The 24,792-nt window shown below is 38.5% G+C and carries 21 protein-coding genes and 1 other annotated feature; of the genes, 11 read left to right on the top strand and 10 right to left on the bottom strand.

Annotated elements, in window-relative coordinates; translation table 11 throughout:
- Positions 1–139: 139 nt before the first annotated feature.
- The 4 genes from PB1_RS04440 to PB1_RS04425 all read left to right on the top strand — a co-directional run bounded on the left by PB1_RS04440 (position 140) and on the right by PB1_RS04425 (position 4,007).
- Positions 140–925: a transporter substrate-binding domain-containing protein gene (locus PB1_RS04440; protein ID WP_003351006.1), complete on the top strand. Its 786-nt coding sequence runs from the start codon at positions 140–142 to the stop codon at positions 923–925.
- A 64-nt stretch (positions 926–989) separates the two neighbouring features.
- On the top strand, positions 990–1,634 hold the full coding sequence (locus PB1_RS04435; protein ID WP_003351005.1) for an amino acid ABC transporter permease: 645 nt from the start codon (positions 990–992) through the stop codon (positions 1,632–1,634).
- Positions 1,631–2,359, top strand: coding sequence for an amino acid ABC transporter ATP-binding protein (locus PB1_RS04430; RefSeq protein ID WP_003351004.1), 729 nt, complete (start codon positions 1,631–1,633; stop codon positions 2,357–2,359). The genes PB1_RS04435 and PB1_RS04430 overlap by 4 nt, the downstream gene beginning before the upstream one ends.
- 208 nt (positions 2,360–2,567) lie before the next feature.
- Positions 2,568–4,007 (top strand): NAD-dependent succinate-semialdehyde dehydrogenase, encoded by a 1,440-nt coding sequence (locus tag PB1_RS04425; protein WP_003351003.1) that lies wholly within the window; start codon positions 2,568–2,570, stop codon positions 4,005–4,007.
- 177 nt (positions 4,008–4,184) lie between these two features.
- On the opposite strand, the gene PB1_RS04420 is transcribed toward PB1_RS04425, so the two are convergent.
- The 7 genes from PB1_RS04420 to PB1_RS04390 form a co-directional block, all read right to left on the bottom strand.
- Entirely contained in the window at positions 4,185–5,861 is a 1,677-nt protein-coding gene (locus PB1_RS04420) for a PAS domain-containing sensor histidine kinase (protein WP_003351002.1), read from the bottom strand.
- Positions 5,862–6,348: 487 nt separating this feature from the next.
- Positions 6,349–7,308: a D-2-hydroxyacid dehydrogenase gene (locus tag PB1_RS04415; protein WP_003351001.1), complete on the bottom strand. Its 960-nt coding sequence runs from the start codon at positions 7,306–7,308 to the stop codon at positions 6,349–6,351.
- A 141-nt stretch (positions 7,309–7,449) separates the two neighbouring features.
- Positions 7,450–7,653 carry a YbdD/YjiX family protein gene (locus tag PB1_RS04410; RefSeq protein WP_003351000.1) on the bottom strand — a complete coding sequence of 68 codons (204 nt, stop codon included), beginning with the start codon at positions 7,651–7,653 and terminating at the stop codon, positions 7,450–7,452.
- Positions 7,646–9,724 carry a carbon starvation CstA family protein gene (locus PB1_RS04405; protein WP_003350999.1) on the bottom strand — a complete coding sequence of 693 codons (2,079 nt, stop codon included), beginning with the start codon at positions 9,722–9,724 and terminating at the stop codon, positions 7,646–7,648. Before PB1_RS04405 ends, PB1_RS04410 begins: the two co-directional genes overlap by 8 nt.
- A gap of 168 nt (positions 9,725–9,892) precedes the next feature.
- Positions 9,893–10,143: a binding site (T-box leader), on the bottom strand.
- A 156-nt stretch (positions 10,144–10,299) separates the two neighbouring features.
- Complete coding sequence (locus PB1_RS04400; protein ID WP_003350997.1) at positions 10,300–11,034, bottom strand: exonuclease domain-containing protein; 735 nt, start codon at positions 11,032–11,034, stop codon at positions 10,300–10,302.
- Position 11,035: 1 nt separating this feature from the next.
- The gene (locus tag PB1_RS04395) at positions 11,036–11,890 is read right to left on the bottom strand and encodes a DUF294 nucleotidyltransferase-like domain-containing protein (protein ID WP_003350996.1); all 855 of its coding nucleotides are present in this window, start codon (positions 11,888–11,890) and stop codon (positions 11,036–11,038) included.
- Positions 11,891–12,128: 238 nt separating this feature from the next.
- A complete protein-coding gene (locus PB1_RS04390; RefSeq protein ID WP_003350995.1) occupies positions 12,129–13,388 on the bottom strand; it encodes an ammonium transporter in 1,260 nt (419 codons plus the stop codon).
- A gap of 199 nt (positions 13,389–13,587) precedes the next feature.
- Here PB1_RS04390 and PB1_RS18680 point away from each other — a divergent pair, with 199 nt between their 5' ends.
- Together PB1_RS18680 and PB1_RS04385 are read left to right on the top strand one after the other, a co-directional pair.
- Positions 13,588–13,812, top strand: coding sequence for a DUF4097 family beta strand repeat-containing protein (locus PB1_RS18680; protein WP_337999016.1), 225 nt, complete (start codon positions 13,588–13,590; stop codon positions 13,810–13,812).
- A gap of 212 nt (positions 13,813–14,024) precedes the next feature.
- The gene (locus tag PB1_RS04385) at positions 14,025–15,089 is read left to right on the top strand and encodes a lactonase family protein (RefSeq protein ID WP_003350994.1); all 1,065 of its coding nucleotides are present in this window, start codon (positions 14,025–14,027) and stop codon (positions 15,087–15,089) included.
- 99 nt (positions 15,090–15,188) lie between these two features.
- Here the strand turns inward: PB1_RS04385 and PB1_RS04380 are convergent, their stop codons facing one another.
- Positions 15,189–16,844 (bottom strand): glutamine--tRNA ligase/YqeY domain fusion protein, encoded by a 1,656-nt coding sequence (locus PB1_RS04380; protein WP_003350993.1) that lies wholly within the window; start codon positions 16,842–16,844, stop codon positions 15,189–15,191.
- A gap of 515 nt (positions 16,845–17,359) precedes the next feature.
- Between PB1_RS04380 and PB1_RS04375 the strand changes: the two genes are divergently transcribed.
- From PB1_RS04375 to PB1_RS04365, 3 genes are all read left to right on the top strand, one after another.
- Positions 17,360–18,184: a basic amino acid ABC transporter substrate-binding protein gene (locus tag PB1_RS04375; RefSeq protein WP_003350992.1), complete on the top strand. Its 825-nt coding sequence runs from the start codon at positions 17,360–17,362 to the stop codon at positions 18,182–18,184.
- A 73-nt stretch (positions 18,185–18,257) separates the two neighbouring features.
- On the top strand, positions 18,258–18,914 hold the full coding sequence (locus tag PB1_RS04370) for an amino acid ABC transporter permease (RefSeq protein WP_003350991.1): 657 nt from the start codon (positions 18,258–18,260) through the stop codon (positions 18,912–18,914).
- Between the two features lie 307 nt (positions 18,915–19,221).
- Positions 19,222–21,972 carry a dynamin family protein gene (locus PB1_RS04365; protein WP_003350990.1) on the top strand — a complete coding sequence of 917 codons (2,751 nt, stop codon included), beginning with the start codon at positions 19,222–19,224 and terminating at the stop codon, positions 21,970–21,972.
- A 483-nt stretch (positions 21,973–22,455) separates the two neighbouring features.
- Here the strand turns inward: PB1_RS04365 and PB1_RS04360 are convergent, their stop codons facing one another.
- Together PB1_RS04360 and PB1_RS17345 are read right to left on the bottom strand one after the other, a co-directional pair.
- The gene (locus PB1_RS04360) at positions 22,456–22,884 is read right to left on the bottom strand and encodes a cell wall hydrolase (RefSeq protein ID WP_003350989.1); all 429 of its coding nucleotides are present in this window, start codon (positions 22,882–22,884) and stop codon (positions 22,456–22,458) included.
- Positions 22,885–22,978: 94 nt separating this feature from the next.
- A complete protein-coding gene (locus tag PB1_RS17345; protein ID WP_003350988.1) occupies positions 22,979–23,122 on the bottom strand; it encodes a hypothetical protein in 144 nt (47 codons plus the stop codon).
- Positions 23,123–23,313: 191 nt separating this feature from the next.
- Between PB1_RS17345 and PB1_RS04355 the strand changes: the two genes are divergently transcribed.
- On the top strand, positions 23,314–23,646 hold the full coding sequence (locus PB1_RS04355; RefSeq protein WP_003350986.1) for a MerR family transcriptional regulator: 333 nt from the start codon (positions 23,314–23,316) through the stop codon (positions 23,644–23,646).
- Between the two features lie 143 nt (positions 23,647–23,789).
- Positions 23,790–24,761, top strand: coding sequence for a DUF2971 domain-containing protein (locus tag PB1_RS04350; protein ID WP_003350985.1), 972 nt, complete (start codon positions 23,790–23,792; stop codon positions 24,759–24,761).
- The last annotated feature ends 31 nt before the right edge of the window (positions 24,762–24,792 follow it).

Below are 24,792 nucleotides of genomic sequence, written 5' to 3'. Positions count from 1 at the left end.
ATTATCTTATGGGGTTACTTTATTTGGAATCTTTTTTTTCTTGATGAACAACAAGACCTTGTATAAAATGATGATAGCTTATGAAAAATTTGTTACAAATTTATTCAATTTAATAATTTTCTGAAAAAGGAGGATTTTCATGAAAAAATTGCGTTTCGCAAGCATATTTTTTATTTTTTCACTTTTATTGGCTGCATGCGGCACTGGCAATGATAACAATGCAAATGGCAACGGGAAAGATAGCAATGAAGATAAGGTATACAAAGTTGGAATAGATACTACATATCCGCCATTTGAATTTAAAGAGGGAGACGAATATAAAGGAATTGACATTGATTTAATTAATGCAATAGCAGAAAGCCAAGGCTTTAAAATTGAATTATCTCCGATGGATTTTGGCGGAATCATACCTGCCTTGCAAGCCGGTCAGCTTGACGTTGCAATTGCTGGCATGAGCATTACTGACAAAAGAAAAAAAATTGTTGATTTCTCTGAACCGTACTTTGATGCGGGGTTAACATTAGTTGTTAAGAAAGACAATAAAGATATTAGTTCCGTTGATGACCTAAAGGGTAAAACAGTTGCCGTTAAAAAAGGAACGACTGGTGCAACTTTTGCACAAGAGAAAGCGAATAAGATTGGATTTAAAGTTGTGCAATTTAATGATAGCCCTTCCATGTTCCAGGAAGTGGCAAATGGAAATGCAGATGTTCTAATTGAAGATTATCCTGTCATTGCATACGCAATTGCCCAAAAAGATCTTGGCTTAAAAATCGTTGGTGATCGCCTCAACGGGGACCAATACGGCATTGCTGTGTTAAAAGGAAAAAATCAAGATCTGTTAGAAAAAATTAATAAAGGTCTTGCAGAGCTTAAAGAAAATGGCAAATACGATGAAATAATAAATAAATATCTGAAGGAATAAGCTGTTTTTACAAAAAGAAAGGCGCGCACCTGGCGCGCTTTCTTTTTGAAAGGAGATGAATAAGATGGATATTATTACTTCAGCCTTTCCTTATTTATTGAAAGGTCTCCAAGTAACCCTGCATATTTTCGTAATGGCGATAATTTTTGGTTTTATAATCGGATTAGTAATTGCATTGTTCCGATTAGCGCCGATAAAAATTTTAAATTGGTTTGGAAAAATATATGTTGATGCCATCCGGGGAACACCATTCCTCGTTCAATTGTATTTTATTTATTTTGGTATAAATTCATTGGATTGGATTTCGTTTAATAATACAACAGCAGGTATCATAACGGTTGCGATTAATGCAGGGGCATATTTTGCTGAGATTATCCGAGCCGGTATCCAGTCAATTGATAAAGGACAAACAGAGGCAGCGCGATCACTCGGCCTGTCCGCTGTTCAGAATATGCGTTATATCATTCTTCCTCAAGCCTTTCGAAGAATGCTTCCTACGATTACGAATCAATCAATCATTAGTTTGAAGGATACTTCCCTTCTTTCCATTATTGGAATTGCAGACTTGACGCAACAGGGGCAAATTCAAACTGCGGCAACATTTGAAGCATTTAAAATATGGCTGACAGTTGGAGTTATGTATTTCATTATCATTTATATACTATCTTTACTCTCCAATTTCCTAGAACGGAGGTTTGTACTGCGATGAGCATTATTCAAGTAAAAAACTTAAAAAAATCATTTGGAAATCTAGAGGTATTAAAAGATATTAATACGGAAATAAAGGAAAAAGAGGTTGTTTGTGTTATCGGTCCGTCCGGTTCAGGAAAAAGTACATTCCTTCGTTGCTTAAATCGCCTTGAGGAAATAACAGGCGGCAATGTAATCGTGAATGGTCACGACATTACCGATCCGAAGATTGATATTAACAAAGTAAGACAAGAGGTTGGTATGGTATTCCAGCAATTCAATCTTTTTCCTCATAAAACAGTTTTAGAAAATATTACGCTCGCACCTGTAAAAGTGAAGAAAATATCAAAAGAAGAGGCAGAAAAAAAGGCACTTGAGCTGCTCGATAAAGTTGGACTGCGCGAAAAAGCACAAAGCTATCCCGGAGAATTATCTGGCGGACAAAAACAGCGGGTGGCCATTGCCAGAGCGTTAGCCATGAATCCGAAAATCATGCTTTTTGATGAGCCAACTTCAGCACTTGATCCGGAAATGGTCGGTGATGTATTGGAAGTAATGAAACAGTTGGCAAAAGAAGGAATGACAATGGTTGTTGTTACCCACGAAATGGGATTCGCCCGCGAAGTAGGCGATCGCGTCCTTTTTATGGACGGCGGATACATTGTCGAAGAAAATGAACCGAGAGAACTATTCAGCAATCCGCAGCATGAACGAACTAAAGCATTTTTAAGCAAAGTACTCTAAAAACGAGGGATTTATCCTCGTTTTTTTTAATATTATTCAAAGAGAATAGATGATCAAAAGAATGTAGCAATGAATTTGACAGTTATTGGCATTTGCGGAGGGCATCTTTTTATGCTTCTGCTGTATGGAAAGGACTTTCTGCGAGGGGGAAATGGCGGTATATTTACACATTGAATAAAGATAAGAAACGAGAGGAGAGAACAGCGGTATGAAAAAGCAAAGATTGACAAAAGGGATGTATATAAACGGACAGCAGGTTTTAATGGAAGATGCTTTCATGGTTCAAAATCCGGCTACTTTCGAACCTGTAGGATATGTTCCGAACGGGACTGCAAAAGAAGCAAAGCTTGTTGTCGATGCTGCGTATGAAGCTTTTCTAACATGGTCTAAAACAACTGCTTATAAACGAGCAGATTTATTGGAAAAATGGCATCAAATAATACAAGATCGGTTAGATGATTTAGCTTTCATTATGACATTAGAGCAGGGAAAACCATTGTCTGAAGCAAAAGGTGAATTGAAATATGCCAACAGCTTTGTTAAATGGTTTGCAGAAGAAGCGAAACGAATTTATGGAGAAACAATCCCGGCTTCCGCCGGTTCCAAGAGAATTTTAGTTCAAAAACAGCCCGTTGGGGTCGTTGCCGCCATAACCCCTTGGAACTTTCCGGCGGCGATGATCACCCGGAAAGTAGCTCCTGCTCTTGCTGCAGGTTGTACAGTCGTTATAAAACCGGCTAAACAAACACCGCTTACAGCACTCTTACTGGCAGAATGTGCACATGAAGCGGGGTTTCCGGCAGGAGTTATTAATGTCGTAACTACTCAAAATCCAGCGGAAGTGGTAGATGTTTGGATGGAAGATCCGCGTGTAAAGAAAGTTACGTTTACCGGTTCTACTCCGATCGGAAAATTATTAATGAAGAAAGCCGCAGATACTGTAAAAAAAGTATCTCTTGAACTTGGCGGTCTCGCACCTTTTATCGTCGCAGAAGATGCTAATATTAAAGAAGCCGTGAAGGGTGTTGTACAATCAAAATTCAGGAATGCCGGCCAAACATGCATTTGTGCCAATCGGATTTTTGTACATGAATCAATTAAGGAAACTTTTCTATCAGCATTTCAAGAAGCTGTATTATCACTTCGAGTAGGCAATGGCCTTGATGAGAACGTCGATATCGGTCCGCTAATTGACGAAGAGGCAGTCAAGAAAGTCAAACACCAATTAGAAGATGCTGTAGCAAAAGGAGCCACTCTCCATGAAGGACCTTCAGCAAACATGGATAAAGGGTATTTTATAGAGCCGGCTGTGATCTCTGATGTAACAGATGATATGTTATGTATGCAGGAAGAGACATTTGGACCAATCGCACCGGTCAGCACATATTCAGACGATAAAGAAGTCATTCAACGAGCGAATAACACTCCGTTTGGGTTGGCTGCCTATGTTTACACCCAATCTTTGCAAAAGGCTGTTTTGTTTTCTGAAAATTTGGAATACGGCATAGTGGGAATTAATGATGGCGCCCCATCTGTTGCTCAGGCGCCTTTTGGCGGAATGAAAGAAAGTGGACTCGGAAGAGAAGGAAGCCACTATGGGATAGATGAATTCCTTGAAATCAAATATATTTCACTTCAATTAATATGAGACTAGTTTTACTAGTAAAAACGAGGCTGTCTCAAATGCCTAAGGGTCAGACCCCATAACACAATATATAGGACATAATGTTGGATAAATATGCTATATATTTTATAAATGCACGTGGGGTCAGACCCTTATGAGACAGCCTCGTTTTTTCTATATAGGGAATTTATGACCCTTGAGTCAGGCTCCAATATCCTTTATCGCTTCAGGCGTCTGTTCAACTGTATTTTCAATCCTGGTTGGCAATTCAATATTTACTTCCGTTCCTTTATTTTTTTCGCTGTTAAATTGTATCGTTCCATTGTGAGATTGGACAATCTTATAGCTTACGGTTAGGCCAAGGCCGGTTCCTTTTTCTTTTGAAGAATAAAAAGGTTCTCCGAGTTTTTTCAGCCGTTCCTTTGATATACCGCATCCATAATCTTTTACTGTAATCGAAACTTTTTCATTTTCTTTCTTGGTCAAGAAAACGGATACGCTGTCACCGCTAGATGATGCTTCAATGGCATTTTTGATGATATTAATAAACAATTGCTTCAATTGATTAGGCTCGCATTCAATCATATACTCATTGTCTTGAAGTACAAAATCAATTTCAACGTTGTGCAAGGATGCTTCTGTTTTTAGCAATGAAATTACGTCGGACAAAATATTTCGGAGATCAGCTTTTGTAAATTTTATTTTCTGCGGCTTCGCCAAAAGCAGGAGTTCACCGACGATATGATTAATACGATTTAATTCGTCCAGCATAATTTGATAGTAATATCGATGTTTTTCATCCTCAATCTGAAGAAGCTGTACAAAGCCTTTTAAAGATGTAAGAGGATTTCTGATTTCGTGGGCTACACTCGCAGACAATTCGCCCACAACAGAAAGTTTTTCTGCTCTTCTCAGCCGCTCCTCTGTTTTCCTTATTTCGGTTATATCTTTTCCGTATCCGATGATTCCGGCAATTTTCCCGTTAACAATGGTTGGAAGCGCCGTGCATTGCAGGGTAATGGGATCTCCGTTTTTATGATGGACATTAAGTTCAAATTTTTGCGGTTTCTTATCGGAAATGACATTTGAAATTAATTTTAATATATGTTCCTTTTGGTCAATTGGCAATAAGTCTTTTACATTTTTTCCAATGAACTTATCCGATTCAAAACCTGTGACCTCCTTGAATTGAGGGTTTAAATTTGTTATAATCCCGTCCAGATCAATCATGTAAACAATATTAGGATTGTACTCAAATAAAGATTTGTATTGTTGCTGGCTTTCCTCCAGCAATTTTTCTACATGTTTTCTCTCGGTTATATCTCTTCCTATAATAACTAATCCTTTTCGGCTTCCATCGGAATGGAAAAGAGGAACTTTAATCGTGTCAAAGGTTTTTACTGTGCCGTCCGGCAAAGGAATCACTTCTTCGATTCGTGTAATATCCCTGTTTTCCCACGCCTTCTCATCCGATACTTCACAGAATCTGAGAGCATCCGCGTAAAACTCTGAATACTCTGCTAATTCAGAGTCTTTTTTTCCTTTATAATCGACATTTTCCAGCTGAAACAACTTTAATCCGAATTCATTGGCTTCAATCCATCTGCCTTCGCCATCTTTAAAATTAACAAAGTCAACCATCGAATTGATAAGCGTTGACAGACGTTTTTCTTCTTCTTTTGAAGCGTTCAATTCTTCTTTCTTGTTTATGAAAAAAAAGAACAGCCACCCGGTCACTATAACATATAAAACCTCTTTAGCCCGTTCAAGAAAATGAATCAAAGGGGAAGGTTCAAACTGATAAATAAGATAGTTTGTTCCAAAAATCCAAAAGATGCTGGCGATGATATATATATATAATAGCTTTTTTCTGTTCATTTTTAACCCCTGTTCTTGGTATCTAAAACTATAAAAGCAGTTTCTTCTTTTTGAATAAAATTTAATTATATTATCAGTCGTTAACGATGACGTTAATTAAATTGTCTTCCTTCTTATAGTAGCACAGGATGAGGGAAAAGATTACAGTGAAATTTGAACATTTAGAGGAAGGGGATGGTAAAAAGGATTGCAAGATAAAGGAAATAATAGTTTAATATAGTAAATCGCTTTTAATTGTTCGGAAGATTGGCAGCTAATATACATTGGTGGAAAGGGAGAGGGTTTTGGGGAAGAAAAGTAACTGCCCCACATGCGGGGCACCGTTAGTAAGAGATTATTAGGATATTGTTGAAGAGCTCGGAAATGGAGAATATTTGGGTTGACGCCTTTGGAGCAATGGTGTGCAGTAATCGGTGCGGCTATTATGAACGGATCAATCATTCTCTGTAGAAAAAATTCACTATGCAATGAATCAATAAGGGGTCTATTAATACCCCTTTTCATAATCCACTAAGTTAACAGTTGGAGTTTTTCCCTCAAGATAGCTTTTTAAATTTGGGATAAAAATATCTTCAATTACCCGTTTATTATAATGTTCGGTGGAACCGGCGGTATGTGGTGTAATGATGACATTTTCCATATCCCATAAAGGACTACTTTCATCTAATGGTTCTGTTTCAAAGACGTCCAGCCCTGCACCGGCAATTTGCCCGTCTTGGAGCGCCTGAATAAGTTCCGCTTCATTTACAACTTCACCGCGCCCGATATTTATAAAAAATGCCGAAGGTTTCATCAGCACAAATTGCTCTTTTCCAAATAAATGGCGAGTATCTTTTGTAAGAGGCAATGTTACGGCAACATAATCACATTTTGGGAGAATTTGACTGAGATGGTCTGTTGTGAACATTTCATCGACAAATTCTTCAGGCTTGCCTGAGCGGCGCACACCTAAAACATTCATTCCAAATGCTTTTGCGATTTTTGCCGTTTCTTTCCCGATTGCACCTACGCCGATAATTCCTACAGTTTTTTGATGCAATTCAAGTTTAAGACCGGAATGGTGCCACGTTTTCGATTGCTGATTTCTGATATAGGTGTGAATTTTTCTCGTTAATGCAAGCATTAGAGCAAATATGGTCTCAGAAATCGGAAATACGTGTACTCCGTTGGCACTTGTTAGTAAAATTTTACTTTCCGCTAATTTTTCTAACGGAAGGTCATCAACACCTGCACTCCAACTCTGCAGCCAGCGAAGATGAATGTTTTCCTCAAGAAATTCCTCCATTTCTTTTTTCCAGCCAGCGATAATTTCGGCGTCTTTTAAATGATTTTGCCATACTGTACGGTCTTTTCCAATGACCAATTCCCATTCAGGTACCGTTTCTTTAATTTTTTGTATAAGGCATTCATCAAGATTATGAGTGATCACCATTTTCCTTTTTTGCATAATATTCCTCCAACCTGCAGTATTTAATTTGCATTTTAACATATTGATGGGCAGTAACTCATCTGCATGGAGCAATAAAGATGAAGATTAGAAGGACTGTCCTTTACCGCTTTAAAGCGGAGCGGGACAGTCCCTCTAAATTTAACAACACCTCGAAATTTTTCCGTCTTTACCGTTGAAGCGGGATTCCTGTGCTTCGCAGAAAAATTCTTTTCTTGATTTGATCGGTTCGCCCGGATGATGTGTTTTCATATGTTCAATGTATTTTTCATAACTTGGAACTCCAACTAACAGGCTGATGAACTGTTTTCTGTATTTCATGATTTCTTGCAGTTTTTTAAGCATACGTTCTTACATCTCCTTCGCTGCTGCGCGGCATATAAGGTGATTCGTGCAAGGTTACCTTTTTATTAGTTAAAACTTTATACCAGATGCCAAGGGCTGAAATCAAAACGGTAATAACGACAATCATGAAGATCGCACAAAGGGCAGCATCTACATAGTCATTGATGAGAACTTGCTTCATTTGTGCGGCATTTGCAGCTGGTGCCAGAACTTTTCCTTCATCCATTGCCCCTTTAAATAATTTAGCATGAGATAAAAAGCTGATTTTCGGATTTTCATGAAACAGTTTTTGCCAGCCGGCTGTCATTGTCACAATTAGAATCCAGGTTGTAGGAATAAGGGTGACCCATACATATCTTTTTTTGCCCATTTTGAATAAAATAGTCGTTCCTAAAAGCAAGGCAATTCCCGCGAGCATTTGGTTGGCAATTCCGAATAGCGGCCATAAGGTGTTAATTCCTCCAAGCGGATCGATAACTCCTTGATATAAAAAGTAACCCCATGCACCGACACATAAAGCAGTGGCAATGATATTCGGGTTTAGGGCTTCTGTTCTCGCAAATGGTTTATACGCTGTTCCGATAATATCCTGAATCATAAAGCGTCCGACACGTGTTCCTGCGTCAACTGTTGTTAAAATAAACAAGGCTTCAAACAGAATTGCAAAATGGTACCAGAATGCCATTAAAGCTTTTCCGCCGATTACTTTTGAGAAAATCACAGCCATGCCGATCGCAAGAGTAGGTGCTCCGCCGGTTCGGGACAGGATCGTTTCTTCTCCGACATTATCAGCGAGGCGTGTCAAATCATCCGGTGCAATTGTAAATCCCCAGCTGGAAACGGTCTGGGCAACGTGTACGGCATCAGTTCCAATGACGGCAGGCGGGCTGTTGATTGCAAAGTAAATTCCCGGTGTAAGTACACAAGCAGCAATCATCGCCATAACGGCAACAAACGATTCAGTTAGCATCGCTCCATAGCCGATTGGCTGTGCATGTGATTCGCGCTCAATCATTTTAGGCGTTGTACCTGAGGAGATAAGTGAATGGAATCCTGAGACGGCTCCACAGGCAATTGTAATAAATAAGAAAGGAAAAAGGTTTCCGGAAAATACCGGACCGGTGCCATCCACAAACTTTGTTACCCCCGGCATTTGCAGGTCAGGAGCTACAATCACAATTCCTAACGCAAGCGCGACGATTGTTCCCACTTTCAAAAAAGTACTTAAATAATCGCGCGGTGCAAGAAGAAGCCACACCGGTAAAACGGAAGCAACAAATCCGTAAATCATTAACATAATGGCAATCGTTTCGCCTTTAAAAGTAAATATGCCAGCAAAAGTTGGATTTTCAGCAACATATTGTCCCAGATATATTGAAAGAAGCAATAAAATAATTCCTATTAGAGAACCTTCCCCAACACGGCCAGGCCGTATATAACGCATGTAAATCCCCATTAAAACGGCGATTGGGATTGTAGCTGCAATTGTAAACATTCCCCACGGGCTTCCTGCCAGTGCTTTCACGACAACTAACGCTAATACTGCTAATAAAATAATCATGATTCCTAAAATTCCAACCATGGCAATCAGTCCTGTTACCGGGCCGATCTCTTCTTTTATCATTTCTCCAAGCGACTTTCCGTTTCGGCGCATGGATCCGAATAAAATGATAAAATCTTGAACAGCTCCTGCAAGCACAACTCCGACGACAATCCAGATGGTTCCAGGCAAATAACCCATTTGTGCAGCAAGAATCGGACCAACGAGCGGACCGGCCCCAGCAATCGCCGCAAAGTGATGCCCGAACAGCACCCATTTGTTTGTCGGCACATAATCTTTTCCATCGTTATTAATCTCGGCAGGTGTCATTCGAGAATCATCAAGCTCGAAAACTTTTCTAGCCATAAAACGACTGTAAAAGCGATAAGCAATTGCGTAGACAGAGACAGCAGCAGTTATCAGCCAAATTGCATTCACACTTTCCCCGCTATTTAATGCCATAACTGCAAAACCTGCAGCACCTAAAGCTGAAATTAGCCCCCAGATAATAATTGATTTTAAAGCTTTCAATTTAAATTTCCCCTTTCTGTGGTATAAATACATTATATCTAATTATTCTGAATTTTGAATATTTTTTTATTTTTTGAATAATTAATAATAAATTAATTAATATATGGCGTCAATTTTATCACGACAATCTCTCCTTTATTATATAAAATTAAAAAACTCGTCCCTACATATAGGGACGAGTTTGCGCTCGCGTTACCACCCTAATTCCGCAGCTTACGAAAAAAATTTGCGGCTCTCAGTCAACGTACAAATAATTATACTCGGTCCATCATAACGGCGGACAACCCGTCAAAGCTTACTGGATTTCAGCTTTGCATCTCAGCGGCGACTTCAGATAAGACTTGACATCGGCTTTCACCAAACGCCGACTCTCTGGTAGAACAGGGATCCTATCTTACTCTTCTCATCATTGATTTTTATTATATAACGATAATTTAGCAGAGGAAAATTGATATGTCAATATTTTTTGACAGTTTTAATAATTCTGTGTAAATAAAACAGTCTGCATAGTAATCTACAAACAGTAAATAGCGAGCGGCACTGGATACATAATAAACATTAGTCAGCTATCAATTTCACTTTATTATTGCGAGATGCTCATACACTTCACGCAAATTTTTAAAGCCCATTGATTGTGCCTTCTTCAGATAGAAGCTCCAAATTTGAGCGGTCATTTGTGCATCTCCGAGGGCATGGTGGCGATTCTTAATTTCTACACCACATTGCAGGCAAATTTCTTCCAATGGCAGTGATTTGACCGAAGGGTTAGTAAGGCGGATTAAAAAGGATGTATCAATAATGCGGTGTTCGAAATTAGTGCGCATTAAATCCCTGGTCATTTTCTGCATAAAGGATTGTTCGTGTTTTGCATGATGAGCAACAAGTAATCGGCTTTTTATAAATTTAAAAAATTGAATGAGAACTTCGGAAGCCGCTGGCGCCATACTCAGTTGTTCATCTGTAATATTGGTTAATAAGGATATTTCTTTCGATAGGGGAATATTTGATTTTACAAGTGAATAAAACGTTTGTTCACTTTCGATCATGGATCCGGTCATTTTTACGGCCCCTATCGAGATTATCCGATCTCCTTTATCAGGAAAAAATCCAGTAGTTTCAATATCGAATACGACAACTTCCAAATTTTTAAGAGGAGAGTCCATGTAGTTTTTTTCTTTCATTTCTTTTTGAAGCTGTCTTAAAAAAGAAATGTGATGCGGATTGGCTTGTCCTTGAACACCTGCATAAATATTTGAACCGAGTTTTCCGGACATTTGCCTGAAAAATTGAATCATATCGTTAAAGCCCATTTTAAACTTCCTTCCCTGCCAGCTTTCTTATCTCTTGATAAAGATGGGTACCGATTTTGATGATATTTTTCATTTCTCTTTTTTGCTCTTTCGATAGCTTTTCAATATCTAAGAAATGTCCTGATTCATAGTCGGAATGATTACATAAAGTCAGACGAAAGTTTAATAGTTTGATAAACTGTTCTTCAATTAATTTTTTGTGTTGAATCGGCATTACTTTTTCGGAAAGATTGTGCAGCCGGGAGAGAGTCGATGTTTCCATAATGTTTTCTTTTATGGCTAATAGTCGGATCGAATTTACGAAAGGGAAGAAGGCTGTTTCTTTCAAATTTATCATTCCGGAATGTATTCCGTGAGTTTCTACTAAAAATTGTCCTAAAATACCGACGCCTTTTTTCAGATGCATTGTGTTATCAAGCATTCTCGCCAGCAAATTCTCTTTTTGGCTTGAATGAAAGATAATTTCCTTTAGCTTTTTGATATACGATTGTTCGCCATGCAAGGACCGCCCGTCAATAAAGATTAGCAGGTTGCGGATCGATTCCCATGATGATTCCAAGATCCAGTCCGTTAATTGCTGCATCCATTCCGGAAAAGATTTGCACCATAAAGGATTGCTTGCCATTACACCCCCGTCGCAAAATGCGTAGCCTGCTTGAAAAAGCCCTTCCGATATCTCTTTTCCTAACGTTAAGAAGTATTCTTTCGCATTTTGGCTATTTTCGTCGTAGATGATCCCATGATCCTGATCACTCCAAATGCCTTGTTCGAAACGGCCTGCACTTCCCATGACAAAAAATGAAAATGGAGATGGGGCGGGCCCGAGATCTTTATTTATACGGCTAATCGATACCATTATGACCTGCTGCATGATGTAATCATGGAGATGGTTTAGCTCAATATGGTCGTGCAATACATTTTTTTTTGTTGATTCATGATGTCTCTTATCTCAGAGTAGCTATCGTGACTCATAATCGCTCCGCACCCTTCTATATATAAAATCTTAAAGGCGGTCATCCCTCGCTTTAAATGCTTAAGCGAGGTACCGCCTTAAGGAATTTTAATATATTCTTTTCGTCCGGAAAGACAGTAAGTTATGCATTAAGCTTTTGTTCCGGTCGAAGCAATTCCGGATACCCGTAGCTTCCGTGTTCACTCATATCCAAACCGATGATTTCTTCTTCTTCGGTTACTCGAAGCCCTTTCATCACAGCTTTCATTACAAATAAAATAGCAAATGAAACGATAAATGCATAGGCTCCTGATGTAAAAACTCCCAGTGCTTGAACTCCGAGCTGTTCAAATCCGCCGCCATAAAACAGACCAGGTTTTCCGATGGTTGCTAATTCTTTAGTTGCAAATAATCCCGTCGATAGCGTTCCCCAAACACCTGCTGTTCCATGGACAGACAGTGCGAAAATCGGGTCATCAATTTGTCTTCTTTCAAAGAATCGAATACTGTAAAATACGAGAATACCAGCTACAAAACCAATAACCACGGCTGCCCACGTTTCGACGAAAGCACAAGAAGCGGTGATTGCAACTAAACCAGCTAATGCGCCGTTTAGCATCATAGGCACGTCTGCTTTTCCAATTACAATCCATGAGATAATCATCGCAGCTACGGTTCCGGCAGCGGCTGCAAGGTTAGTATTAACTGCTACAAAACCGAAGAATGCCTTGTCAACCGATAACGTACTTCCTGCATTAAACCCAAACCAGCCTACCCATAAAAGGAGAACACTTAATGCTGTAAACACTTGATTGTGGCCTTCAAGATTATTGGCGGAGCCGTCTTTATTGAATTTTCCAATCCGAGGTTTTAATAAAATTGTTGCTGCAAGTGCTGCCATAGCTCCTGTTAAGTGTACAACTGTTGAACCTGCAAAGTCCTGCTTGCCATGCTCTGCCAGCCATCCGCCGCCCCAAATCCAGTGGGCAATTGGAGGATAAACAAAAATTGAAAATAATACTGCAAAAACGAGATAGGCAGATAATTTGGCCCGTTCCGCGAAACCGCCAAAAGCAATTGTTAATGAGATTCCTGCAAAAGCAAGCTGGAATAAAAAGAATACGGCTCCGGAAAGTGATAAGCTTTCTACATCATATCCAGAATAAAAGAAATCAGAAAATCCGATAAGTGCGTTGCCTTTTCCAAAGATCAATCCGTACCCGACAGCCCAAAAGACGAGCGACCCAATACTAAATGTAAGTATGGTTTTCCCGGCAATATGTCCTGCGTTTTTCATTCGGGTCGACCCTGTTTCAAGCAGGATGAACCCCCCAATCATTAAAATGACGAGAACAGCACTTACCATTACCCAAAGACTGTTCATTAAAAAAGTAGCATCCATAATTTTGCTCCCTCCAATTTTTTTGTAAAGTTTTATTACATTAAATTTATATGTATTGTTACATGCCACCGAATTCTGCGCCATTAGTTTGTTAGATAATCTGACATAATTTTTGATTTTTTTTATTATTATAAGGGGGGCAACTGTAGGAAAATACTATTATTACTAATTGACTAGCTATTTTCTGAGAATCAGCTGAATCATTATACATAAGTCCCCGGTAGTAATTACATATACATTCCAAGTCTATTTTGAAATATTTGTACTTGATGTAGAAAACGGAAAGGTAAGCAGCGGTAATATATCATGTAATTTCCCGCTTAAGGACCAAGAAACGGATAAAAATAAAATAAAAGGTATTCACGGATCCGGAGAACATAAAATTGATTTAGATGTCTCAAGCGGAAATACAAAAGTTTATTAAGGGTTCAAAATTTTTATGAAGAGAAATGATCTGCTGGATTGTAACTCTTTTTATATTGAAGTTTTATATTGAAACCGGCATGTGTTACGTTTTTATAAACAGTAATTTTCTTCCATTTAATAGGGGAGATCAACACATGAAATCTTTGTTTTTTTCCAATTAATGATACAATAAAAACATAGATTTATTTTATGAAAAAGGAGGTAACGGCAATGTTGCACAATCGTACGTTTATCGGTTATGTCGGCACTTATACAAAAGGGGAAAGCAAAGGGATTTATTCTTTTACATTGGATACGGAAAATGCAATCATGAGCAACGTAAAAGCCGCGGCAAATTTGGAAAATCCTACATATTTATCAATAACCAAAGACAATCAATATCTATACTCAGTCGCCAAGGAAGGGGAGTCAGGGGGTGCAGCCGCTTTTTCCATAAATAGCAAAACAGGAGAACTTACGAAATTAAACAGCCAAGTATCAAAAGGTGCTGCGCCTTGCCATATAAGTGTCGACAGTGAAAAAAGTTTAGTAGTAACAGCCAATTACCACAAAGGGACTGTTGAATCATTTCAAATTAATAAAGAAAATGGCTCATTGACCCCTGTTTTATCAACGATTCAACATGAAGGTTCAGGTCCAAATAAAGAAAGACAAGAAAAAGCGCATACACATTACGCTGGATTTACTCCTGATGAAAAGTATGTTGTTGCCGTAGATTTAGGAATTGATAAACTTCTTACATATGAAATAAGGAATGGAGAGTTAAAAGAAAAGAATTCCTTGTCAGTAAAGCAGGGAAGCGGACCAAGACATATTGCTTTTCATCCAAACGGCAAGTATGCTTATGTGATGACAGAGTTGAGTTCAGAAGTCATTGCTTTGGCTTATAATGCGGAAGACGGCAGCTTTACAGAGCTTCAATATATATCGACAATACCCGAAGACTTCAGCGAAAATAATCAAGGCAGTGCGATTCATATATCTTCAGATGGCCGCTTTGTGTATGCGGGAAATCGGGGACATGACAGTATTGCTGTTTTTAATGTGAATCAAGATACTGGTGAGCTTAGTTTTGTAGAACATACTTCAACTGAAGGATCATGGCCTCGTGATTTTGTCCTGGATCCTACTGAAAAATTTGTTATTGCTTCTAACCAGGAGTCTGGAAATCTTGTGTTATTTTTGCGGGACGAGTCAACCGGAAAGCTTAAACTCTTGCAGTCTGGTGTAAAAGTGCCAGATCCTGTATGCGTCAAGTTTTTACATGTAAAATGAATCAACATAAAAAATGGCTGACTCAATTGCAAAGGGACATACCCCTTCAACTATTTTCACTGTCGGAGGGAGCATGACCCTTATGAGTCAGCTAATTTTTTACAGTTTAAACGAGCTTTTCAAGGAAACAATCCGGTTAAACACAGTTTTATCCTTTGTTGAGTGTTTCGAATCTACGCTGAAATAGCCGTGTCGAAAAAATTGGAATTTGTCATATGGCTTTACATCTTTCATATTTGGTTCAATAAAGCCTTGGACGGTTTCTAATGAGTTTGGATTCACATAATCAAGGAATGTTTTTTCCTCATTTTCTTCTTCGTTTTCGTCTTCATCGGTAATGAGAGGCTCATACAGCCTGAATTCAGCTGGAATGGCATGTTTTGCGTCAACCCAGTGAATCGTGCCTTTTACTTTCCGACCTGTAAAGCCGGAGCCGCTTTTTGTTTCCGGATCATATGTGCAGCGAAGTTCAATAATTTCACCGTTTTCATCTTTAATAACTTCTTCACACCTTATGAAGTAAGCATGTTTTAAGCGAACTTCATTGCCGGGGAAAAGTCGGAAATATTTTTTCGGCGGATTTTCCATAAAGTCGTCCCGTTCGATATAGATCTCTCTCGAGAAAGGAATTTGGCGCATGCCCATTTCGGGATTTTCCGGATTGATTTCGGCATCGAGCAATTCCACTTGATCTTCAGGATAATTTGCAATCACGACTTTTAATGGCCGCAGTACTGCCATCGTACGCGGTGCTTTTAACTTTAAATCTTCTCTTACAAAGTGTTCCAGCATGGCAGCATCCACGGCCCCGGAACTTTTTGAAACACCAGTTGCTTTTACAAACTCGCGGATCGCCTCAGGTGTATAGCCCCTTCTTCTTAGTCCCGAAATGGTCGGCATGCGCGGGTCGTCCCAGCCGTCAACATACCCTTCATCCACAAGCTGTTTCAATTTGCGTTTACTCATAACTGTGTTAGTGATGTTTAAGCGGCCGAACTCAATTTGCTGCGGCTGGTTTTCCATTTCGCACTCTTTGATAACCCAGTCATAAAGAGGGCGGTGGTCCTCAAATTCTGTTGTACATAGGGAGTGGGTTACTCCTTCGATCGCATCTCCGATTGGGTGGGCAAAGTCGTACATAGGATAAATGCACCACTTGTCCCCGGTGTTGTGGTGTCTGGCATGGGAAATTCGGTATAAAACAGGATCGCGCATGTTAATGTTAGGAGATGCCATGTCAATTTTTGCACGCAGTACTTTGCTTCCGCTTTCGAATTCGCCGTTTCGCATCCGTTCGAATAAATCAAGGTTTTCTTCTAAAGAGCGGTTGCGGTATGGGCTTTCTTTTCCGGGTTCAGTCAGAGTTCCGCGGTATTCGCGGATTTGTTCAGGTGTTAAGTCATCGACATATGCTTTTCCTTTTTTAATCAACAACACTGCCCGGTTGTACATTTCTTCAAAATAGTCAGACGCAAAACACAGTTCATCCCATTCATAGCCGAGCCACTTTACATCTTCTTTGATGGCATCAACATACTCCTGATCTTCTTTCAATGGGTTTGTATCATCAAAACGCAAATTTGTTTTTCCATTGAATTCATCCGCAAGCCCGAAGTTGATAACTATTGATTTTGCATGTCCTATATGTAGGTAGCCATTTGGCTCCGGAGGGAAACGGGTAATAATTTCCTTGTGCTTACCTGTTTCGAGATCCTCTTTAATAATGCTTCTGATAAAGTTAGAATTATGATCCAATCTATCTCAGCCTTTCTTTTTATAATCAATTCCACATGTATTTCCTATTTTAATGAAAGTATTAATAATTTTCCACCTTAGAACGGCAATAAGGCGGTTAGAACAGCAATTTCCGTCGATAAGTCCAAAATTCCGGCTGATATGGCCTAGAATTAAGAATAATTTAGTAATGATTTATTACTACTTCAGGAAAAAATTCAGGCAGTACGTACAATAATAAAGGTTTACTATCCGATTCACAGATCAACCCTTTAAGACAGAAAAACTCTATTTTTATAGAGATTGGTTTTTTGTTTATTTTTTCTACATTATTTATTATTCATTTTTAAGACTTTTCATATTACAATTAAGAAAAATTCAGCCTTATTATTATTTTTCTATAAAGTTTATTCTTTCGTCATATTGCATGAATACACTTTCAAAGGTATAATTATTGCGGGTCAAAAAATAAAGAAAATAAATAGCTTGCTATTCTTTTATTATTTAAAAAATTTAAATTAAAAGGTGGTTATAAGATGAAAAAGTTTTCAATTCTTACGTTTTTTTTAATTTTTTCATTAATTTTATCAGCTTGTGGTACAAGCCAGTCTGTCGGGGAAAAAGAACCTGACGGTAGTTCGGGAAATGAAAAGAAAAAATTGAAAGTTGCCACGGATGCAAACTATGCACCGTTTGAATATATGGACAAAGGCGAAATTGTCGGCTTTGATGTAGATTTTGTAAAAGCAGTGGCAGAAGAAGCAGGTTATGAAGTTGAAATTGTGAACGTAGGATGGGATCCTTTATTTGTTGAAATTAAGGACAATATCTCTGACTTGGGGATGTCTGCTATTACCATTAATAAAGAGCGCAAACAAACGTATGATTTTTCTGTTCCTTACTTTTTGTCGACCAACAAGATTTTAGTTCCTGAAGGCAGTGATATTAAAAGTGCAGCCGACTTGAAAGACAAAGTAATAGCGGTTCAAAACGGCACGACAGGACAAGAAGCGGTTGAAAAGCTGCTCGGCAAAAACAACAAGAAAATTAAGAAATTTGAAAATAACAATCTGGCAATCATGGAACTGACTAGCGGCGGCGCTGACGCAGTGGTTGCTGATAATACAGTTGTAGAAGAGTATGCGAAAAATAACCCTGATAAAAAGCTGACTGTAATTGAAGATGATAACGCCTTTGAAAAAGAATATTACGGTCTAATGTTCCAGAAAGGAAGCAAACTCAAAGCAGATTTTGATGCTGCGATTAACAAAGTCTTTGAAAATGGCACATATGCAAAAATTTATAAAAAATGGTTTGGAACAGAACCTGATATAGAAACATTGAAAAAACAGCAGAAATAATTTCCAACTGAAAAATTGCGTAACCAATGATTGAAAAGTGTTACGCAATTTTCGGTTTCATAGGGGGATCATTATGGATTTTCGACTGGATATTTTAGCTGAATATGCTCCTTTTTTTTGGAAGGGGACATTACTGACAATTGGTTTGTCGATTGCAGGTATTTTGATTGGAACGGTTTTGGGATTACTTATTGGGCTGGGAAAAATGATTAGAAATAATTTTATTTCTTTCCCGTTTGAATGCTATATAACGTTTTTTCGGGGTACGCCGCTCTTTGTTCAAATATTAATCATTCATTTTGGCGTTGTACCGATTTTCAATGGAGAAACAAACGGAATAATTGCTACTATTATCGCCCTGTCTTTAAACTCTGCAGCCTATATTGCGGAAATATTCCGTGCAGGAATCCAATCGATAGACCGGGGGCAAATGGAAGCGGCCCGTTCATTAGGAATGAGCCATGTTCAAGCAATGAAATATGCTATTTTGCCTCAGGCATTTAAACGAATGATCCCACCGCTAGGAAACGAGTTTGTTGTCCTCATTAAAGAATCTTCCCTCGCTGCCATTGTTGCAGCTCCGGAACTTATGTACTGGGCTCGTGCCATGCAAGGACAGTATTATCGTGTGTGGGAACCGCTGCTGACCGCTGCCCTAATATATCTGGTGTTGACACTAACGTTAAGCTTTTTGTTAAGCCGTCTTGAAAGAAGGTTGGCAACAGAATAGTTCCGTGAAATTGGAATACTTGCTGTTAAATCGAAAAAATCAAGGAAAAAATCATCCAGCGCTATAAAAAGCTGCACAAATCCACAGACGGATTGTGCAGCTTTTTACATATTAAGCAAATAAATAACATAAAATAGCTGAAATTTTACACTCCGATAAAAAAATGTATTATAAATGAAAGCAACTTGAAACTTTCTGCAAAAGTATGTCTGATAGAATATTAAGGATAGAAACAGGAAAGTATTCATATTTTATAGAATACGGTATGTAAGAGATACTGATTAAATATATAGGTCGGGGGATAAAAATGACGTTAGAAAATCAACTGATCAAAAAAGCATTTTATGAAACATTTATGGAAGCGGGTGAAAAAAATCCTGTCCGTGTGCTCGGGGAAGCCTTTCTTTCCGGGCAAAAAGATGGGACAGCGGACCTTTCCGCGATCCGTTTTGCCCAAGGAGAAGTATATTTTCACAACAAAGATTATGAAGCAGCTATTTTTAAATGGGAAAACACCCATAATGATTTAGAACCGTGGGCGAAGAAAAATATTGCGGATTGTTATTATGAACTCGGGCAATTATCAACAGCCGAAGAGATTTATAAATCCATTGATGCGGAAAGCAGTGTTTTACAATCAGAAGCAATGCTGCAATTATTTTCACTTTACATAGACCAAGGCAGACTTGAAAAAGCTGATCAAGTAATTAAAAAAGTGGTATCGTTTAATCCTGATTATCCGAATGTTACCGACATTGCCCGAGCCTTTTTCGAAAAACACCAGGATTGGAAGAGCGCAATTGAATTGGCGGTAAATGAAGCAATCCGCACAGAGTCTCATCATTGGTTTGATATTTTAATAACGTATGCAGAACAAGGATTAACAAAAAGCTTTGCACCACATTATTTTTCAAAAAGCTTAGTTGTGTTATATGGAGCGGATCAGGCAAGATTTGAACAGATGGTCTTGGCATTATGGAATTCTTACAGAAACGCGAGTTCATATTTTTCATGGCTGCGGGAATTTAATCACCTTTTCCTAAGTATGGATGCAAACCGGGAACAATTTTGGAAAGAGCTGTCAGCACTTTATCAGGAAACTTATTTTGAATTGATCGATGGAAAGTACTTAATGAAAGATTTGGCGGAGATTATTCCGAACATTTTAACGAACTGGATTAAAATAGCCGATCGTTCTCATGTTTTATTTGCTTCCGCAGCGGTATTGGCATGGAGCGAGAAATTTCCCACCAGTATTAGTCCAGAGGTTATTAATGATGCCGAAAATCTTATTTTCAATTCCCGCAATGAAACAGACGGTTTGGAATACAGCCTTACTTTATTCGATTCAATCGTAAAATGGGCGGAAGCGCAGCATGTTGAACCGGGCCACCGCTTCAGATGGATCATTAGAGAACTGGTTGATTTCCAAACACATCGTTTATTTATAGCAGGAACTTCAGGAAATGGAAAGTCTGCTTTTATCAATTCGGTTCTTGGAGAAAATATCCTAACTGGTCCGACATCATCCGTTATTTTATTTAAGGGACATGACGAATCGGAGATTAGAAAAATATCCGATGAAGAATTATCGGCCGTTTCAAGTTTCCAGGAGTTTCAGGATCTGGTTGAGAGACGGTCGAATAAAAGTTTCGACAATGCGATTATTGAGTTCTCTCTTCCGTCGCCAATTTTACAGGAAAACAGCATAGCTCTTATTGATACGCCGGGATTTAATGAACGCAATCGGATTGAAAGTGAGGCGTTGAAATATCTTCATTTTGCCGACAGTTTATTATTTGTTCTTGATGCGAACGATCCTTTTACTGAAAGAGAACAAGAGATCCTTATGCAGATTCGGGAATACGCGCCAAATCTTCCAATTCATTTTCTGCTCAATAAAATTGATGAAATTTATGATGAACATGAAGCTGCCAAGATTGTTGAAGAGACTCGTTCAAGAGTTCGGGCATTTTTTCCGCAGGCGAACGTGTTTGCCTATTCATCCCAATTAAGAAGCAGAAAACAACAAAATGATCTGGCAGAGTTTTTGAAAAACTTCAACCGGCAAATTAATGAAGACGATCGAATTGAAAAAATATTAATCTTTATTCGTAAGTTAATCAGGCATTTATTGGATAAACGGGCAGAACTAGAAAACAGCTTGGCTGATTCAATTAAATGGAATGAAGAAATGGCTGCAAAACTAAGTGGTGCAATCAATCAATTAACTGATTTGGAAAAAGAAAAAGCGCGAATTATCACGAGAACGTTCCGTAAAGCTTTGGAGGAAATCAAATTAGATCTTTCCAAGAATATTCCTAAAATTTTACGAGAAAGTTCTGATATTATTCGAGAAGACAGCGATTTCCGCAAAATTCACCTTGAACTGAATGATGAGATGAACCGGAGAGTGCATGCCTATGTAAACGAGAAGGTCTTGCCTAATATTTATAGTTCTCTTCAGGAATGGATTGTAACGGCAAATGATGAACTTAATCACTGCCAATCATTCCTGGATGAAATCAGCGAGGGCTTTAATACGATGTACGGGGAAGAGAGGCTTAAGCTGAATTGCGACTTTAAAGTGCTTGATGATTGGCGGCGGGATGCAGACCGGATGACAAGCGGCGTGCAAATTGATAAGGTAAATATTTTTCTCCGCCGCACGCCATATCAAATGTTATTGAAAAGTGCCGGCAGGTTGTTTGGAAACTTTCCGCAAAACAATGCGATGTTATATAAAAAATACAAGCAATTTGTTGAAAATGAGGATTATTTGGATGTTACCGAAACAATTAGCAAAAAGTTGCTTATTCAATTCGAATTGTTTGAGAAATCGCTGGAACGTGATATTTCGATTTTCTTCAGAAACCCGTTTGCCGTATTGAATCAAATGGTAGAAGAAACGCAAAAGGAAATCAGTGAAAAAGAAAAAGGGCTGGAGAATATGAGAGCCAATCCTGAAACGTACCGCGATCCGTTAACACTATTTGAAGTAAAACTTCGGCTATATGAGTGGATCACGATCTCCGCAAAAGGAGTTCTTCAAGTATAACGAGTTTAGCAAAAAAAGGTCTGACTCCCTCCAACATGACGATATATAGAATGGTATGATTAGTGTTTAGTTTAAATGTTGGAATGGAGGGTCAGACCCTTTGTTTTTGAAAATGCACATATTTAAATTATCATTTCTAACCGATGACTAATTTAAGTTTTGTTGGATGGATGTTCGCGGGTATTGGGCTATTGTTTTTGATTTATTTAGCTGTTTTGTTCACCAAAAGGTAAATGAGGTGACTGCATGACTGATAGATGGTGTTTTTTGCAAAGATGAGAAATAATTTATTCGTTTTGGTGAAGGCCTTGCTTGACTTTGAAAACTGTTCAGCACCAGCGCCTAGGCCCTCGAGGTCACGTCACGCCAGCCAATGAAGTCAAAGAGCGACTTCACCGGCAGGACCTCAAGCAGCTGTCGGGCCTGATCAAGGCGCTTGCGCTATTCTTGAAAATATAACAAAAAGGCGCCCGATCAGCGCCATTAAAACGTATTATAAACATTTTCACACGTTTCGGCGGTTGGTTCATAAAAACAGTGAAGTTTGTAACGACCTACATGCGGCTGATTATACCATGTAGGAGGACAATCGCCCGGAGGCCTGAAATACCACAAACTGAATTTGGCCGGCCAATTTCTTTCTCCTTTTACTGAGCGTCGGGCTAACTGTTTTTCGCTTTCCCTTGCCCTCTGATAAAAATATCCTTTCGTGACGGCTTCAAAAGCATGCGGCTGAAAGACCATTTGCGGGATCGTACGTATCCCTTTGAAATCGGAACAGTTTGCTCTGATACGATTTATGCCGACATTGCCGACAAGCAGCATTCCCAATCTACCTTCTCCCTCAGCTTCTGCCCTTAACAATCTTGCCAAAAGATTAATGTCTGATTCTGTTGCCTTTACAACTGCCACAACATCACCTCCAATGTCTCATCACATTATCATATGTGTTCAGTCAGGTAGTTGATAGAAAAAAATTTTAGCGAGTTTTTTCGTATTGTCCCAATTATAAGCTGTTCTGCACTTTTCGCAGCAGTTCATAGGCATCATCGCCAGCGGCTTTGGCAAATTCTTCCCAAATTTCATCCCTCAATTGGTCAAGCTCTACAATTTTTTTCGCCATTTGGATTACTTCCTGCAAAACCATCATTAACTCATCCTCCTTTAACTTTGTATATTCGCATTTTACAATATTTCAAAAATGAATTCTTCAGAGATGTTATATTTCCTATCATATTTATATTTTAATGTCAGATTTTCTTACATAAATATGTTAACATCAAGTCTGTTATGTGTATAATTTTATTAAAGGTGTTGATTATGAAAGAGGTGTGAAAAGCGATGGCAATTGATCCTTCCTATAAAACAAGAAAAGTAATCACGATAGGAATCGTCAGTGAACTAACAGGATTATCAGAACGGCAAATTCGATACTATGAGGAGAGGAAGCTTATTTTTCCCGAACGTACGGAAGGCGGCAACAGAAAATATTCCTTTGCTGATGTAGAACAGCTTATTGAAATTGCCAATAAGCGGGAAGAGGGAATTCAAACATATGAAATCAGGCAGGAAATGCTAAAAGCAAAAGAAAAGCGAAAAGAAGAAGACAGAAAGGTGCGTAATCAAATGCTTCGGGGGCAAATAAACGCAAGGTTTGGGATTCAAAAAGAATAGAAATAACTCCCTGTATTTAATATATGGTTGAAATCCGCTTTTTTCGGGCAAAATATAAAATATTCGTTTTTAACCTTCTCAATGGGCTCATATAATTTATTACAGGAGCCGGACTAGGCAATACAAAAACTGGAGGAAAGCGGATGCCTGTTATAAAAGAGATTAATGAGATGTTATCAAAGCAGTTTTGGGAGTTTATGGGAGAAATAATTCGGAATACAAACCAAACAAAGAAGGTGCTTTACCACTATACAAGTTTGGATCGTTTTATGGGAATGATTGAAAGCAATAACCTCTGGATGTCCAAAGGAAATTTTCTTAATGATTCAAGCGAACTTATCTATATTGAAAAGGTTGCCAATGATACGATAAATAAGCTCGAGAACCGAATTATCGAAAAATATGGAAACAGCGGGACAGATGCTATAATAAGAAACGATTTTATTAAACAATTAAAGGTTGCGATCGGCAAATTTATTCATGATATCACTATTGATGACTTTGAAGTTTACGTACTTTCTTTAACACAAAATCAAGATTCTTTGACCCTCTGGTACCATTATTCTAAAGGAGACGGCTATAATATTGGTTTTTCGACAGAAGCATTGATCGATAGAATGAATGAGGTGAAAAAAAGAATTGAACATGAATTCAACATCTTCTATGGAAAAGTCTTTTACGATAAAGATCAGCAGGAAAAAATGTTAATGGAAGCATTAATCCGTTCATTTGACTGTGTTTATCAATTTAAAGACCGTTTTAGCTTTGAAGAAATGGCTGAAAATTTGTATCATCATTTCTTTTTGGTTATCACGTCTTTCTCAATCTTTTTTAAACACGAATCGTTCCGAAATGAAGAGGAGTATCGGATAGCCTTGACAAGAAGAAGAGATAGAAAACAGGAGACAGAAGTACTTTTCAGAGCACGAAATGGCATTGTCATTCCTTATATTCAGATTCATTTTGTAGAAAAACTTCCCGTACGCCATGTCACAATCGGGCCTAAAAATAATATTGCGATTGCCAAAAATGGTGTTGAATATTATTTGAGAAATAAAGGCTACAATTTGGATGAAATTACGGTCAGCAAATCGGTAGCCACATTAAGGTATTGAAAATGAAATTTTTAGTGTTTGAGGCCTCGTG

Origin of the sequence: Bacillus methanolicus PB1, from assembly GCF_000262755.1 — a bacterium.
In the GTDB taxonomy this organism is placed as follows: Bacteria; Bacillota; Bacilli; order Bacillales; family Cytobacillaceae; genus Bacillus_Z; species Bacillus_Z methanolicus.
This window is presented reverse-complemented; position numbering and strand designations above follow the sequence as displayed.